13 protein-coding genes are annotated in these 13575 nt (G+C 50.3%); 10 read left to right on the forward strand and 3 right to left on the reverse strand.

The window, feature by feature from the left end:
* Nucleotides 1-7: 7 nt before the first annotated feature.
* Nucleotides 8-1336: an ATP-dependent RNA helicase SrmB gene (srmB, locus tag ABSH60_RS14275; RefSeq protein WP_056770826.1), complete on the reverse strand. Its 1329-nt coding sequence runs from the start codon at nt 1334-1336 to the stop codon at nt 8-10.
* 129 nt (nt 1337-1465) lie between these two features.
* On the opposite strand from srmB, the gene ABSH60_RS14280 reads away from it, so the two are divergent.
* On the forward strand, nt 1466-2239 hold the full coding sequence (locus tag ABSH60_RS14280) for a methyltransferase (RefSeq protein ID WP_390974494.1): 774 nt from the start codon (nt 1466-1468) through the stop codon (nt 2237-2239).
* 56 nt (nt 2240-2295) lie between these two features.
* On the opposite strand, the gene nadB is transcribed toward ABSH60_RS14280, so the two are convergent.
* Nucleotides 2296-3897 (reverse strand): L-aspartate oxidase, encoded by a 1602-nt coding sequence (gene nadB / locus ABSH60_RS14285; protein WP_183848757.1) that lies wholly within the window; start codon nt 3895-3897, stop codon nt 2296-2298.
* 214 nt (nt 3898-4111) lie between these two features.
* On the opposite strand from nadB, the gene rpoE reads away from it, so the two are divergent.
* Genes rpoE through rseC form a run of 4 tightly spaced genes read left to right on the forward strand, consistent with a single transcriptional unit; the run spans nt 4112 to nt 6833 of the window.
* Nucleotides 4112-4687: an RNA polymerase sigma factor RpoE gene (rpoE, locus tag ABSH60_RS14290; RefSeq protein ID WP_056771962.1), complete on the forward strand. Its 576-nt coding sequence runs from the start codon at nt 4112-4114 to the stop codon at nt 4685-4687.
* Between the two features lie 30 nt (nt 4688-4717).
* Nucleotides 4718-5365 carry an anti-sigma-E factor RseA gene (rseA, locus tag ABSH60_RS14295; RefSeq protein ID WP_056770831.1) on the forward strand — a complete coding sequence of 216 codons (648 nt, stop codon included), beginning with the start codon at nt 4718-4720 and terminating at the stop codon, nt 5363-5365.
* Nucleotides 5365-6318, forward strand: coding sequence for a sigma-E factor regulatory protein RseB (gene rseB / locus ABSH60_RS14300; RefSeq protein WP_183848759.1), 954 nt, complete (start codon nt 5365-5367; stop codon nt 6316-6318). Before rseA ends, rseB begins: the two co-directional genes overlap by 1 nt.
* A 32-nt stretch (nt 6319-6350) precedes the next feature.
* On the forward strand, nt 6351-6833 hold the full coding sequence (rseC, locus tag ABSH60_RS14305) for a SoxR-reducing system protein RseC (RefSeq protein WP_056770836.1): 483 nt from the start codon (nt 6351-6353) through the stop codon (nt 6831-6833).
* Between the two features lie 47 nt (nt 6834-6880).
* On the opposite strand, the gene ABSH60_RS14310 is transcribed toward rseC, so the two are convergent.
* A complete protein-coding gene (locus ABSH60_RS14310) occupies nt 6881-7699 on the reverse strand; it encodes a hypothetical protein (protein WP_390974497.1) in 819 nt (272 codons plus the stop codon).
* A 421-nt stretch (nt 7700-8120) separates the two neighbouring features.
* On the opposite strand from ABSH60_RS14310, the gene lepA reads away from it, so the two are divergent.
* From lepA to recO, 5 genes are all read left to right on the forward strand, one after another.
* Nucleotides 8121-9923, forward strand: a complete 1803-nt coding sequence (gene lepA, locus ABSH60_RS14315; protein ID WP_056770843.1) for a translation elongation factor 4 — start codon at nt 8121-8123, stop codon at nt 9921-9923.
* 28 nt (nt 9924-9951) lie between these two features.
* Nucleotides 9952-10929, forward strand: a complete 978-nt coding sequence (gene lepB / locus ABSH60_RS14320) for a signal peptidase I (protein ID WP_390974499.1) — start codon at nt 9952-9954, stop codon at nt 10927-10929.
* A gap of 268 nt (nt 10930-11197) precedes the next feature.
* Nucleotides 11198-11878: a ribonuclease III gene (gene rnc, locus ABSH60_RS14325; protein ID WP_056770851.1), complete on the forward strand. Its 681-nt coding sequence runs from the start codon at nt 11198-11200 to the stop codon at nt 11876-11878.
* Nucleotides 11875-12780, forward strand: a complete 906-nt coding sequence (gene era, locus ABSH60_RS14330; protein WP_056770854.1) for a GTPase Era — start codon at nt 11875-11877, stop codon at nt 12778-12780. The genes rnc and era overlap by 4 nt, the downstream gene beginning before the upstream one ends.
* Nucleotides 12781-12794: 14 nt before the next feature.
* Entirely contained in the window at nt 12795-13532 is a 738-nt protein-coding gene (gene recO, locus ABSH60_RS14335; protein WP_056770858.1) for a DNA repair protein RecO, read from the forward strand.
* Nucleotides 13533-13575: the final 43 nt, after the last annotated feature.

A 13575-nucleotide genomic window follows, 5' to 3' on the forward strand; every position in this document is an offset into this window, starting at 1 on the left:
CGGATACTTATTTTGACGTGTCTTTCGCAGCATCAGGTTTTACGCGGCGTTTGCCGACGTTTTTACTGTCGCGATGGCGAACTTTGACTTTCACTTTCGATTTTTCCTGCGACGCTTTCTGCTTCTCTTTGCGCTTCGCCAACACTTTCTTCGATGGCTTACCGGTAGTCTTCTCGCTTGGCGCTTTCGTTTTCGGGCGAAGTTCATCAATCACGCGGGCTTTCAATGGCTCGTTCAAATAACGCCCAATTTTGCCCAGCAGCAGATGGTCATGCGCTTCGACGAATGAAATGGCTGTGCCTTTACGGCCCGCACGGCCGGTACGGCCAATACGGTGCAGATAGATATCCGCAGTCAGTGGCAGGTCGAAGTTAAAGACGTGGCTGATGTCATTGATATCCAAACCGCGCGCGGCGATATCGGTGGCAACGAGCACGTTCACGCGGTCTTCAACCATGCGCTTAACGGCTTCAGTACGCTTGACCTGAACCATCTCGCCTTCCAGATAGCAGGAGTTGATCCCTGCTTCACGCAGCCATGCAACCAGCTCGTGTACACGTTCACGCTTACGCACGAAGATCACTGATTTAGTGACATCTTCCTGTTTGAGCAGGTGGATCAACATCTGTGTTTTGTGTGGCACATCATCGACGCGGTAATACCATTGCAGGATCTTCTTGCGCTCGCGACGTGACGGATCGGCTTCGATCTCGACCGGCTCGGTCAGGATACGTTCGGCGAATTCACGGATGGCTTCCCCTTCAAGCGTTGCGGAGAACAGCAACGTCTGTTTACGCCAGCGTGCTTCGGCTGAAATCGTTTCGATATCCTGAGCAAAACCCATGTCCAGCATGCGATCGGCTTCATCAAGGATCAGCGTTTCAATGGCGCGGCAATCGAAGTTTTCTTCTTTGATGTATTGCAGCAAACGGCCGGTCGTCGCAACGACGATGTCCTGGTTTTCACTGAAGACTTCAGCGTGGTTCATATAAGCCACACCGCCGGTGATCGTTGCGATATCCAGATCGGTATGCTTAGCCAGTTCGCGAGCCTGATCGGCAACCTGCATGGCCAGTTCACGCGTTGGCGTGAGGATCAGAATACGTGGCGGACCAGATTTCTTACGCGGGAAATCCAGCAAATGCTGCAATGCAGGCAACAGGAATGCCGCTGTTTTGCCGGTGCCGGTAGGAGCCGAACCCAACACATCGCGTCCGTCCATTGCAGGCGGAATTGCCTCTGCCTGAATGACAGTCGGGCGGGTATAGCCTTTTTCGCCTAAGGCGTCTAACAGGCGTTCATCGAGTTCGAGTTCGGAAAAATTCGTTACAGTCATGGTCTACCTCTACTTGGGGCGCCGATTATAGACGTGTTAGACGCGATCTTCACCTATTTAAGCGGTTTGTGTGCCTTTTCCTCTGCATCTCTTTGCCCTATGCTACGTCAGTTTTCGTTCACAGGCCTGATGGCAGGCGCAATTACGGTGAAATTAGTGACAAAAGAAGCCAGTTCCACTCAGCCTTTACGACGTAATGGATTTACCTTTAAACAGTTCTTTGTCGCCCATGACCGTTGTGCGATGAAAGTGGGTACAGACGGTGTCCTGCTGGGCGCTACAGCTCCTGTGACGCAGGCACGACGTATTCTGGATATCGGCTGCGGCAGCGGTCTTATTGCGTTGATGCTGGCACAGCGTAGCGGCCCGCAAACGCAAATTGATGCGGTTGAACTGGAATCCGCAGCCGCCGGACAGGCCGCTGAGAATTTCCATGAGTCTTGCTGGGCGAAAAGGCTGGCTGTGTTTGAGCAGGATATCAATCTCTTTGCAGAAGCACACCCCGCAACCTATGACCTGATCGTCAGCAATCCGCCGTATTTTGAGTCGGCAGTGGCCTGCCGCGATGGGGCCCGTAATGCGGCGCGCTATACCGAAACGCTGACTCACGATGCTCTGCTTGAGTGCGCCGCAAAGCTCATCACGCCTGACGGTGTGTTCAGCGTTGTGCTGCCTTATGAGATTGGTATGGCATTTGAAACCATGGCCCATCAGAAAGGCTGGTTCAGCCACTGGCGGATGGCCGTACGGGATCGTCCGGGTAAACCTTTAAACCGGCTGCTGCTCACGCTCTCAAAGCAACCCGCAGAATTGCGGGATCAAGAACTGGCACTGCGAAAATCTGAAGGGATCTACAGCGAAGAATTTTGCGCATTGATCACGGATTTTTATCTGAATTACTGAGAAGAGTGCAATAAAGGCAAAAATGAGAAAAGTGCGTTCCTTCGCACTTCGCGCCATCAGGGCTGGAGGATGGTTGGCTGTGGATTTTCCTGTAAATCAGGATAATCCAGGGTGTAGTGCAGCCCGCGGCTTTCCTTACGTTCCATGGCGCTACGCACAATCAGTTCGGCGACTAACACCAGATTGCGCAACTCGAGCAGGTTATTTGAAATGCGGAAGTTTGCATAATACTCATCAATTTCCTGTTGCAGGGTCATGATGCGACGCAGCGCGCGTTCGAGGCGTTTCGTGGTACGCACGATCCCGACATAATCCCACATAAACAAGCGCAACTCATGCCAGTTATGCTGGATCACGACCTGTTCATCGGAGTTGTCCACACGGCTTTCGTCCCATTGCGGCAGGTTTTTCGCCAGTTTGACGTGAGGCAGGCGCTTGATGATATCTTCAGCCGCTGACCAGCCGTAAACCACGCATTCCAGTAAGGAGTTCGAGGCCAGACGGTTTGCGCCATGCAAACCGGTGTAACTGACTTCACCGATAGCGTAGAGGCCGTCAAGATCAGTTCGCCCATGCTGATCAACCATTACGCCGCCACAGGTGTAGTGCGCTGCAGGAACAATCGGAATCGCTTCTTTGGTCAAATCAATGCCCAGTGAGCTCAGTTTTTCATCAATCATCGGAAAGTGATGTTTGATGAATTCCGGTGGGCGGTGGCTGATATCCAGATACATACAATCTGCGCCGAGACGCTTCATTTCATGGTCGATAGCTCTGGCAACCACATCGCGCGGAGCCAGTTCGCCACGTGCATCAAAGTCCGGCATAAAGCGTGAGCCGTCGGGGCGTTTAAGCACGGCACCTTCGCCGCGCAAGGCTTCAGTCAGAAGGAAATTGCGTGCCTGAGGATGATAGAGGCAGGTCGGATGAAACTGGTTGAATTCGAGATTAGCAACACGACAGCCCGCGCGCCAGGCCATGGCAACGCCATCGCCGGAGGAAATATCCGGATTGGTGGTGTACTGATACACTTTTGCTGCACCGCCCGTTGCCAGAACGACGGCTTTGGCTCGCAGCGTCTCGACATGCTCTTTATCACGGTTCCAGACGTACGCGCCCACCACCCGCTGAGTACCGGCTAATCCAACTTTGCTGGAGGTAATTAAATCCACCGCATTATAGCGTTCCTTAACACAAATATTGGGGTGCGCTCTTGCTTTACTTACCAGCGTAGTTTCTACTTCTTTACCTGTTGCATCAGCAGCATGCAGGATCCTGCGGTGGCTGTGGCCACCTTCCCGGGTCAGGTGATAACGCTCTTCTGAGCTGGCGTTCGTTTCGGTATCAAACAGGACTCCCTGGTCGATTAACCATTGAACACAATGGCGAGCATTGCTGGCGATAAACTCAACAGCTTCTTTATCGCATAAACCAGCGCCAGCAATTAATGTGTCTTCGACGTGTGAGGCAATGCTGTCTGCTTCATCGAAAACGGCGGCGATACCACCCTGAGCGTAAAATGTGGAACCTTCGTTGAGGGGGCCTTTACTGAGAACAGTAACGTGACAGTGGTCTGCAAGTCGCAAAGCCAAAGAAAGGCCCGCAGCACCACTTCCGATTATCAATACATCGCTAACAAATTCAGATGAAGGTTGCATAACGTATGATGTTTGCAGAAGAAGAGGGAAATTCATGTTAGCCTAAACCTCCGTGCAAAAGCCACGGGCATGAGACTTCAATAGAAAAAACAATGGCGATGTGGAACTTAAGGTTCCATGTGAACTCCAAGCAGTACTTGCTCAGGAATATAATGATGAAAGCTGGCAGTACGACTTTATGCGCGGAGATAGTTTTGGGGAGATTTTACCTCGGATGAGCGAGCAGTTAGCCGATCAAGTTCTGGTTGAGCGGGTCCAGAAGGGTGATCAAAAATCGTTCAATTTACTGGTTATCCGTTACCAGCATAAGGTAGCGAGCCTGGTATCCCGCTACGTGCCACAGGGCGATGTGCCTGATGTGGTTCAGGAATCTTTCATTAAAGCCTATCGTGCACTGGAATCTTTCCGTGGCGACAGTGCTTTTTATACCTGGCTGTATCGAATTGCAGTCAATACAGCGAAAAATTATTTAGTCGCTCAGGGACGGCGTCCACCATCGAGTGATGTGGATGCAAACGAAGCCGAAAATTTCGAAAGTGGCGGCGCCCTGAAAGAAATATCGAACCCTGAGAACTTGATGTTGTCAGAAGAGTTACGGCAAATAGTTTTCCGTACTATTGAAGCACTCCCGGAAGATCTTCGCATGGCGATTACTCTGAGGGAGCTGGATGGATTAAGCTACGAAGAGATAGCGACCATCATGGACTGTCCGGTGGGTACGGTACGATCCCGAATATTCCGTGCCCGGGAAGCAATTGATAACAAAGTTCAACCGCTCATCCAGCGTTAGAGATGACGGACACAGGAAGGGTACTTAGGCATGCAGAAAGAAAAGCTTTCCGCTCTGATGGATGGTGAAGCCATTGATTCCGAACTGTTAAGTTCGTTATCAACAGACCGTGCGCTTCAACAAAACTGGCAGAGTTATCATTTGATACGCGATACCTTGCGTGGTGATATTGGGAATGTGGTGCATCTGGATATCGCAGATCGTGTGGCCGCTGCGCTGGCAAACGAACCGGTTAAACTGGTGCCTGGCTCTGCAACCGAATCGCAACCTCAACCTCATACCTGGCAAAAAATGCCGTTCTGGCAGAAGGTGCGCCCTTGGGCAAGCCAGCTGACTCAGGTCGGTGTCGCAGCCTGTGTGTCGCTGGCGGTGATTGTCGGTGTTCAGCACTACAATCAGCCTGACGCTACCGGTGCTTCGCCAGAAACCCCGGCGTTCAATACCCTGCCTATGATGGGCAAAGCTTCCCCTGTCAGCTTCGGTGTACCAAGCGAAGGTAACTCGGCCAGCGGGCAACAGAACGTGCAGGAACAACGCAAGCGTATCAACGCTATGTTGCAGGACTACGAATTGCAGCGCCGCTTGCACTCTGAGCAGCTACAACTTGAGCCTGTTACTCCACAGCAAGCCGCTGTTCAGGTCCCTGGAAATCAGTCTTTAGGAACGCAAACGCAGTAATGAAGCAAATTTGGTTTGCCGTTTGTTTAGTGACAGGCGGCCTGCTTTCTTCTGGTATCGCCTCGGCTGAATCACCTACCGAGGCTTTATTACAAGAGATGGGCAAGGCCAGCCAGTCGCTGAATTATGAAATGGGTTTCATCAACATCACGAAGCAAGGAATTGATTCCTATCGCTATCGTCATGCTATATCTAACCGAAGCTCTCTGGCTCAGTTAGTGTTGATGGATGGTCCGCGCCGTGAAATTGTCCAGCGTGGAAAAGACATCAGCTACTTTGAAACCGGGTTACAACCCTTCACCCTGGATGGCGATCATATCGTTGATTCGCTGCCTTCAATTGTTTTCAGTGATTTCTCCCTGCTCTCAAAATATTACGATTTTATCGCCGTAGGACGTGCGCGTGCCGCTGACCGTTTGAGTCAGGTCATCCGCGTCGTTTCTCGCGATGGAACTCGTTTTAGCTATGTGATTTGGGTGGATGAAGAAACGAAATTGCCGATGCGCGTTGATCTGTTGGATCGCGATGGTGAAACGCTCGAACAATTCCGGGTCATCAGTTTCAGCGACGCTGATAAACAAGTCATCACCTCCTTAGGCGATCTCGAGAAAGCAAATCTGCCTCCTGTGCTTTCCTTACCTGCTTCCGAGCAGGTGAAATTTGCATGGCAGGTTAAATGGCTTCCGGCGGGTGTCACCGAAGTGGCGAGCAGTCGCAGAACCTTGCCAAATATGCCGGTGACGATAGAGTCTCGTTTGTATACTGATGGGCTTTTCAGTTTCTCTGTTAACGTCAGTGCAACCACCAATGGCCCTTCTGAGCAGTTGATCAGGCAGGGGCGAAGAACAGTGCAAACAGAAATACGTAATGGAAATGAAATCACGGTTGTGGGTGAATTACCGCCTTCAACGGCCAAACGTGTTGCTGACAGCATAGTCTTCGCTGCAAAATAACGCTTTCTACTAAAGAATTTTCGGGTGATCACATGATGAAAGAATGGGCCACGGTGGTTTCGTGGCAAGACGGCATTGCTACACTGCGTTGCGAAACGCAGGCGGGGTGCAGTAGTTGCCATTCACGGTCAGGCTGTGGTGCCCGTGTGCTCAACGAATTAGGGCCGCAAACTGAACATAATTTGCAGGTCAACATCTCTGAACGCCTTGAGCCAGGGCAAAAAGTCGAACTGGGTATTCCTGAAGGAAGTCTGCTGCGTTCTGCTTTTCTGGTGTATATGACGCCGCTGTTTGGTGTGATACTGGGTGGCGGTGTGCTGCAGTCACTGATGAACGCGGATGTTTACGCAGTGGTTGGGGCGGTACTTGGCGGCGGGCTTGGTTTTTTGATTGCTAAAACCCTGGCAGCTAAAGTCGATGGCAAGTCAGGTTATCAGCCCGTTATTTTGCAGGTGGGTCTTCCCCCCAATGCATTCCGTTATGCCACAGATCACGATCAGCAACTTCCTTCCTGATTTGAGGCTGTTATATCGGGTGATATAACGGCCTTTATATTCTCACTCTAATGCCTGACCGGGATCCGGTTCTGAATCATATGTTCGATCAGTGCGATAAAAAGATCGGCGCTGGACAATGATGTGTAGGGCACGGAGAACAAAATTCTGCCATGTTTATCGAGCAGTCTGACCAGCGGACTGTTGCTGCCACCACTGATAAACTGAATATCCTCTATCGGTACTGTTTTACCGCCATCTGCATTGAGTGCCAGCGCGCTAAGTCTGATTTTTTTCTCATTCATCATCATAAGCTTATTACTGAAAAACTGTTTTAAGCCGCAGTGTGAATGGGTCATGCTGGTGAAATGGATATCCCCGCCCTGAGCCAGAGTATTTAATGCCCACGGGCCCCGAAAAATCAGTTGTTCGGTTTTAATGATCTCGATTAACCGTTCTGAGTTCGCAATATTTGGGGTGATACGGTGCCAGATTCTGCTATTTTCTTCGCGAAACAGCATGGTATTTAAAATCCGTCGCGTATATTTTCCCGTCCTGAAACGATATATATCCATAATCCTTTCAAAAGGGATGAACCTGTTTTTCTTATCTTCCTGACTTATAACCAAAATGCCATTTTCATGTAGCTGATATATTTGCTGAGGCCTGATCAGGCGTCGTAAAAAGATCAGCACAACGCCCAGCGCAATACTCAGCAGTGCAGTAAAGAAAACGCTGTAGAGACTGTTAGTTGAGTGATCAACGGTCAGCAGTAAGGCAAGTTGCACTGCTCCGGCGACCAGTAAGAGAATTGACAGGACCAGAGTGATCCACGAGTTGGCTTTGGCAAAGCCATGCTGACTGAGCAGCCGCCCTTCATTGATCATGATGATAACCTTGTGACCGGATTGAGTTAAAAAATAAAAGATGCTTAAGGAAGAATGGGGCAGTTGAATGATATTTTTGAAATCATATTTTCTTTTTATAACAACATATTAGGTTTTAATAATGCATTTTGTATATGGGCATTTTCCTAAAGCGTATGTTGTCTTAGCGTGATGCGCAGAGGTTCGCAGTAAAATCGTGAGGTCCCTTTCAGGGAAGCTGGCAGGAGGGATCCGCTGTCAATGTGAGTTCAGCCTGTTGGCAAAGCTTGCATAATCTGGACTTAGGGGATGTCGAGACTAGGTTTTCACAGTGCTGGCATGTAGAATGCTGCGACTCAGGCGAAAGACAGCCAACCTACAAACCGTCGCTGTATGTTCATGGCGAATGATCCAGAAATACCAAGGCAGAAAAACTTTTATAATGAAGCATATACGAAATTTCTCCATTATTGCCCACATTGACCACGGTAAGTCGACGCTGTCCGACCGTATTATTCAAATTTGCGGTGGGTTGTCCGACCGTGAAATGGAATCGCAGGTCCTCGACTCGATGGATCTGGAGCGCGAGCGTGGCATCACCATCAAAGCCCAAAGCGTGACCCTCGATTACAAAGCGAAAGATGGTCAGGTCTATCACCTGAACTTTATCGACACGCCGGGCCACGTTGACTTCTCTTATGAAGTTTCCCGTTCACTGGCGGCGTGTGAAGGCGCGTTGCTGGTCGTGGATGCAGGGCAGGGCGTAGAGGCTCAGACCCTGGCTAACTGCTACACCGCGATGGAAATGGATCTGGAAGTCGTTCCTGTTCTGAACAAAATCGACCTGCCAGCCGCCGATCCCGATCGTGCTGCTCAGGAAATCGAAGATATCGTGGGTATCGATGCGACGGATGCGGTGCGTTGTTCCGCAAAAACCGGTGTTGGTGTCCCTGAAGTGCTCGAACGTCTGGTGCGTGATGTTCCCCCGCCAGAGGGCGACCCTGACGCGCCTTTACAGGCTCTGATCATCGACTCCTGGTTCGATAACTATCTTGGTGTCGTCTCTCTGGTGCGTATCAAAAACGGCACCATGAAAAAAGGCGACAAGATTAAAGTGATGAGTACCGGACAGGTCTATAACGCCGACCGTCTGGGTATTTTCACGCCAAAACGTGTTGATAAAGATATTCTTAATTGTGGTGAAGTGGGCTGGCTGGTATGTGCGATTAAAGACATCCTCGGCGCACCGGTGGGCGATACTCTGACACTGCAACGTAATCCTGCGGATAAAGTCCTGCCTGGTTTTAAGAAAGTGAAGCCACAGGTTTATGCCGGTCTGTTCCCGGTCAGCTCCGACGATTATGAAAACTTCCGTGACGCGCTGGGCAAACTCAGCCTGAACGATGCTTCTCTGTTCTATGAACCAGAAAGTTCTACAGCGTTAGGCTTCGGCTTCCGTATTGGTTTCCTGGGTCTTCTGCACATGGAAATCATTCAGGAACGTCTCGAACGTGAATACGATTTAGACCTGATCACCACGGCTCCGACGGTAGTTTACGAAGTGGTGACCACAAGTAACGAAACCATTTACGTGGACAGCCCGTCTAAACTTCCAGCGCTGAATAATATTCAGGAACTGCGTGAACCTATTGCTGAATGCCACATGCTGATGCCTCAGGAATATCTGGGTAGCGTCATTACGCTGTGCATTGAGAAACGTGGTGTTCAGACCAACATGGTTTACCACGGCAACCAGGTTGCGCTGACCTACGAGATCCCTATGGCGGAAGTGGTTCTTGATTTCTTTGACCGTCTGAAATCAACGTCCCGCGGTTATGCTTCACTTGATTACAATTTCAAACGTTTTCAGGCTTCTGACATGGTACGTGTTGATGTTCTAATCAACGGCGAACGTGTGGATGCCCTGGCGCTGATTACTCACCGTGGTAACTCACAAGGTCGCGGTCGCCAGTTGGTTGAGAAAATGCAGGAGCTCATCCCGCGTCAGCAGTTTGATATTGCTATCCAGGCGGCGATTGGTGCACATATCATCGCCCGCTCAACGGTTAAACAGTTACGTAAAAACGTTTTGGCTAAGTGCTACGGCGGTGACGTAAGTCGTAAGAAAAAACTGTTGCAGAAACAGAAAGATGGTAAGAAACGCATGAAGCAAGTGGGTAACGTCGAGTTGCCTCAGGAAGCGTTCCTGGCCATTCTCCATGTGGGCAAAGACGGCAATAAATAAATCCTTAATTGAGTTGTAGGGAGTATGCATGGCTAACATGTTTGCCCTGGTTCTGGCGATTGCAACGCTGGTGTCAGGGATTATTTGGTGCCTTGATCGTTTTAAACTGGCACCCGCTCGTCGGGCTAAAATTGCGAAAATTAAGGCCGAAACCGGCGGTGCCGTTGACGATACAACGCTGAACAAGGTGGCGAAGCAGCCAGGTTGGGTAGAAACCTGTGCTTCAGTATTCCCGGTTTTGCTCGTCGTGTTTGTGGTGCGTTCATTCATTTATGAACCCTTCCAGATCCCGTCAGGCTCCATGATGCCTACGCTGTTGATCGGCGATTTCATCGTGGTAGAAAAATATGCCTACGGTCTGAAAGATCCTATTACTCAGACTAAACTTATCGAAACGGGCGAGCCGAAACGTGGCGACGTGGTGGTGTTCAAATATCCGCTGAATACCAAGGTGGACTATATTAAACGTCTGGTGGGCTTGCCGGGTGATCGTGTGACTTACGATCCTTTCAGTAAGCAAGTGACTATTCAGCCAGCCTGTCAGAGCGGCAGTAATTGTAATACCGCGCTGGCCGTGACTTACGACACCGGCGTTGCCAGTGATTTCGTTCAGACATTTGGGCAGTCTTCGGGTGGCGAAGCAAGCAGTGGCTTCTTTGAAACACCGCCAACGGCGAATGTTCCTCAGGACGGCGTCCGTTTGGTGCAGTTCAATGAAACACTGGGAAATGTGACGCACCATATTCTGACTGTGCCTGGCGCACGTGACCAGTTGGGTGCTTATTACCGCCAACCAGGGCAGCCAATGGGCACCTGGGTTGTCCCTGCCGGCCATTATTTCATGATGGGCGATAACCGTGATAACAGCGCAGACAGCCGTTATTGGGGCTTTGTGCCAGAAAAGAATTTAGTGGGTAAAGCGTCTGCTATTTGGATGAGCTTTAAAAAACAGGAAGGTGAATGGCCTACCGGCGTTCGTTTAAGCCGTATCGGTGGAATTCATTAACGCGTGTTGCTGCCCCTGAGTTATTCGAGTTGCAGGAGGATAATACCCCTGCAACTTCAGTGATCGCGGGCACATTAGCGCAGCATTAAATGTCCACACGTTGTAGAATAACCCTTCGGGCGATAAAAGTTGGCTCTCCTGATTTTAATTTTTTATTAAAAAGCACTGAGAGCCACTGCAAACGAAACAGCTTTGGATTGGCTTAGGGCGAAGCAGGCCTGTTCCGTATGCTGAAGTTTTTGACGCATTCTTGATCTATTGGTAACTCATGAATCCCATCGTAATAAACAGGCTTCAGCGGAAGCTGGGCTACACTTTTCAACAGCAGGAACTTCTATTGCAGGCACTGACTCACCGCAGCGCAAGCAGTAAACACAATGAGCGTTTAGAGTTCCTGGGTGATTCCATTCTTAGTTATGTGATTGCTAACGCGTTGTACCAACGTTTTCCTCGTGTTGACGAGGGCGATATGAGTCGTATGCGAGCCACGCTGGTTCGTGGAAATACGTTAGCTGAAATGGCACGTGAATTCGATCTCGGTGAATGCTTGCGTTTAGGGCCGGGCGAATTAAAAAGTGGTGGTTTCCGCCGTGAGTCAATTCTTGCGGATACGGTGGAGGCACTCATTGGCGGCGTGTTCCTGGACAGTGATATCCAGAACGTCGAAAAGCTGATTCTCGATTGGTACCGTAGTCGTTTAGACGAAATCAGTCCCGGTGATAAGCAGAAAGACCCAAAAACCCGTTTACAGGAGTTTTTGCAAGGTCGTCATCTGCCGTTGCCTTCTTATCTGGTTGTGCAGGTTCGCGGTGAAGCGCACGACCAAGAGTTTACCATCCACTGCCAGGTCAGTGGCTTGAGCCAACCGGTTGTAGGAACCGGCTCAAGTCGCAGAAAAGCCGAGCAGGCGGCAGCGGAACAAGCGCTGATACAGCTGGAGCTTGAATGAGCGAAGAAAAGAATTACTGTGGTTTTATAGCCATTGTTGGCCGACCAAACGTCGGCAAATCAACCTTGCTGAACGAATTACTGGGGCAGAAAATCTCCATTACTTCGCGTAAACCGCAAACCACCCGTCACCGTATCATGGGGATCCACACTGAAGGCCCATATCAGGCCATCTATGTTGATACCCCGGGGCTGCACATGGAAGAAAAGCGGGCGATTAACCGCCTGATGAACCGTGCTGCGAGCAGTTCCATCGGTGATGTTGAGTTGGTTATTTTTGTTGTTGAAGGCACCCATTGGACGCCTGACGACGAAATGGTCGTGAACAAACTGCGCGATATCAAAGCGCCGGTGCTGCTGGCGATCAACAAAATCGATAATGTCACTGACAAATCGAAGCTGTTGCCGCACCTGCAGTTCCTCAGCGAGCAGATGAACTTCATCGATATCGTCCCAATGTCGGCGGAAAAACGTATCAACGTGGATACCATTGCCAGCATTGTTCGTAAGCGTCTGCCGGAAGCGATTCATCACTTCCCTGAAGATTACATTACTGACCGTTCACAGCGCTTTATGGCTTCTGAAATCATCCGTGAAAAACTGATGCGTTTCCTCGGCGAAGAGCTGCCTTACTCAGTGACCGTTGAAATTGAACGTTTCGTGAGTAACGAGCGTGGCGGTTACGATATCAATGGCCTGATTCTGGTAGAACGTGAAGGCCAGAAAAAAATGGTTATTGGTAATAAAGGCTCAAAAATCAAGACGATCGGTATCGAGTCACGCCAGGACATGGAAAACATGTTTGAAGCGAAGGTTCATCTTGAATTGTGGGTTAAGGTCAAATCCGGCTGGGCAGATGATGAACGTGCGCTGCGTAGCCTGGGTTATGTAGACGACTTATAATAAGGTCCGCGCCTATGGAAGGCTGGCAACGCGCATTTGTTTTGCATGGGCGACCTTACAGTGAAACCAGTCTCATGCTGGATTTATTCACTGAGGGACAAGGGCGGGTGCGCATACTGGCTAAAGGTGCGCGTGGCCGCCGGTCCAATCTGAAAGGCTGCCTGCAGCCTTTTACGCCATTACTGGTTCGCTGGAGCGGGCGGGGAGAAGTGAAAACCCTGCGTAACGCCGAGCCGGTGTCTCTCGCACTTCCTCTGTCTGGTTTGATGCTTTACAGCGGCCTCTATGTCAATGAGCTGGTTTCCCGTGTTCTTGAGCAGGAAGCTAACTACTCCTCGTTATTCTTCGATTATCTCAATTGTTTGCAAAATCTTGCGGGCGCCACGGGCTCTCCGGAATATGCCTTGCGGCAGTTTGAACTCGCGCTATTGCACCATCTTGGCTATGGCGTCGATTTCCTGCATTGTGCAGGCAGCGGCGAAGAAGTCACTGATACCATGACCTACCGTTATCGCGAAGAGAAAGGGTTTATCGCCAGCCTGGTTATCGATAATACCAGTTTCACCGGCAAAGACCTGAAGGCGCTTGCCAGCCGTGATTTCCCCGACGTCGCTACCTTGCGTGCCGCCAAACGTTTTACGCGCATCGCATTGAAGCCGTATCTCGGCGGTAAGCCACTGAAAAGCCGTGAGCTGTTTCGCCAGTTTCAGGTTAAAAAACCCGTTGCACCTTCTGACAATTCTGCCAGCTAATTTACCCCCCGCACTACACGCCGTAGCGTTCAAGGGTGTAAAC

This window comes from Rahnella sp. R3(2024), assembly GCF_042920125.1.
In the GTDB taxonomy this organism is placed as follows: Bacteria; Pseudomonadota; Gammaproteobacteria; order Enterobacterales; family Enterobacteriaceae; genus Rahnella; species Rahnella rivi.

Bases quoted from the DNA above. Each gene is read 5' to 3' on its own strand.
- rseC (WP_056770836.1), top strand. From the start codon at position 6,351: ATGATGAAAGAATGGGCCACGGTGGTTTCGTGGCAAGACGGCATTGCT.
- lepA (WP_056770843.1), top strand. From the start codon at position 8,121: ATGAAGCATATACGAAATTTCTCCATTATTGCCCACATTGACCACGGT.
- rpoE (WP_056771962.1), top strand. From the start codon at position 4,112: ATGAGCGAGCAGTTAGCCGATCAAGTTCTGGTTGAGCGGGTCCAGAAG.
- lepB (WP_390974499.1), top strand. From the start codon at position 9,952: ATGGCTAACATGTTTGCCCTGGTTCTGGCGATTGCAACGCTGGTGTCA.
- rseB (WP_183848759.1), top strand. From the start codon at position 5,365: ATGAAGCAAATTTGGTTTGCCGTTTGTTTAGTGACAGGCGGCCTGCTT.
- rnc (WP_056770851.1), top strand. From the start codon at position 11,198: ATGAATCCCATCGTAATAAACAGGCTTCAGCGGAAGCTGGGCTACACT.
- era (WP_056770854.1), top strand. From the start codon at position 11,875: ATGAGCGAAGAAAAGAATTACTGTGGTTTTATAGCCATTGTTGGCCGA.
- ABSH60_RS14310 (WP_390974497.1), bottom strand. From the start codon at position 7,699: ATGATCAATGAAGGGCGGCTGCTCAGTCAGCATGGCTTTGCCAAAGCC.
- recO (WP_056770858.1), top strand. From the start codon at position 12,795: ATGGAAGGCTGGCAACGCGCATTTGTTTTGCATGGGCGACCTTACAGT.
- srmB (WP_056770826.1), bottom strand. From the start codon at position 1,336: ATGACTGTAACGAATTTTTCCGAACTCGAACTCGATGAACGCCTGTTA.
- ABSH60_RS14280 (WP_390974494.1), top strand. From the start codon at position 1,466: ATGGCAGGCGCAATTACGGTGAAATTAGTGACAAAAGAAGCCAGTTCC.
- rseA (WP_056770831.1), top strand. From the start codon at position 4,718: ATGCAGAAAGAAAAGCTTTCCGCTCTGATGGATGGTGAAGCCATTGAT.
- nadB (WP_183848757.1), bottom strand. From the start codon at position 3,897: ATGCAACCTTCATCTGAATTTGTTAGCGATGTATTGATAATCGGAAGT.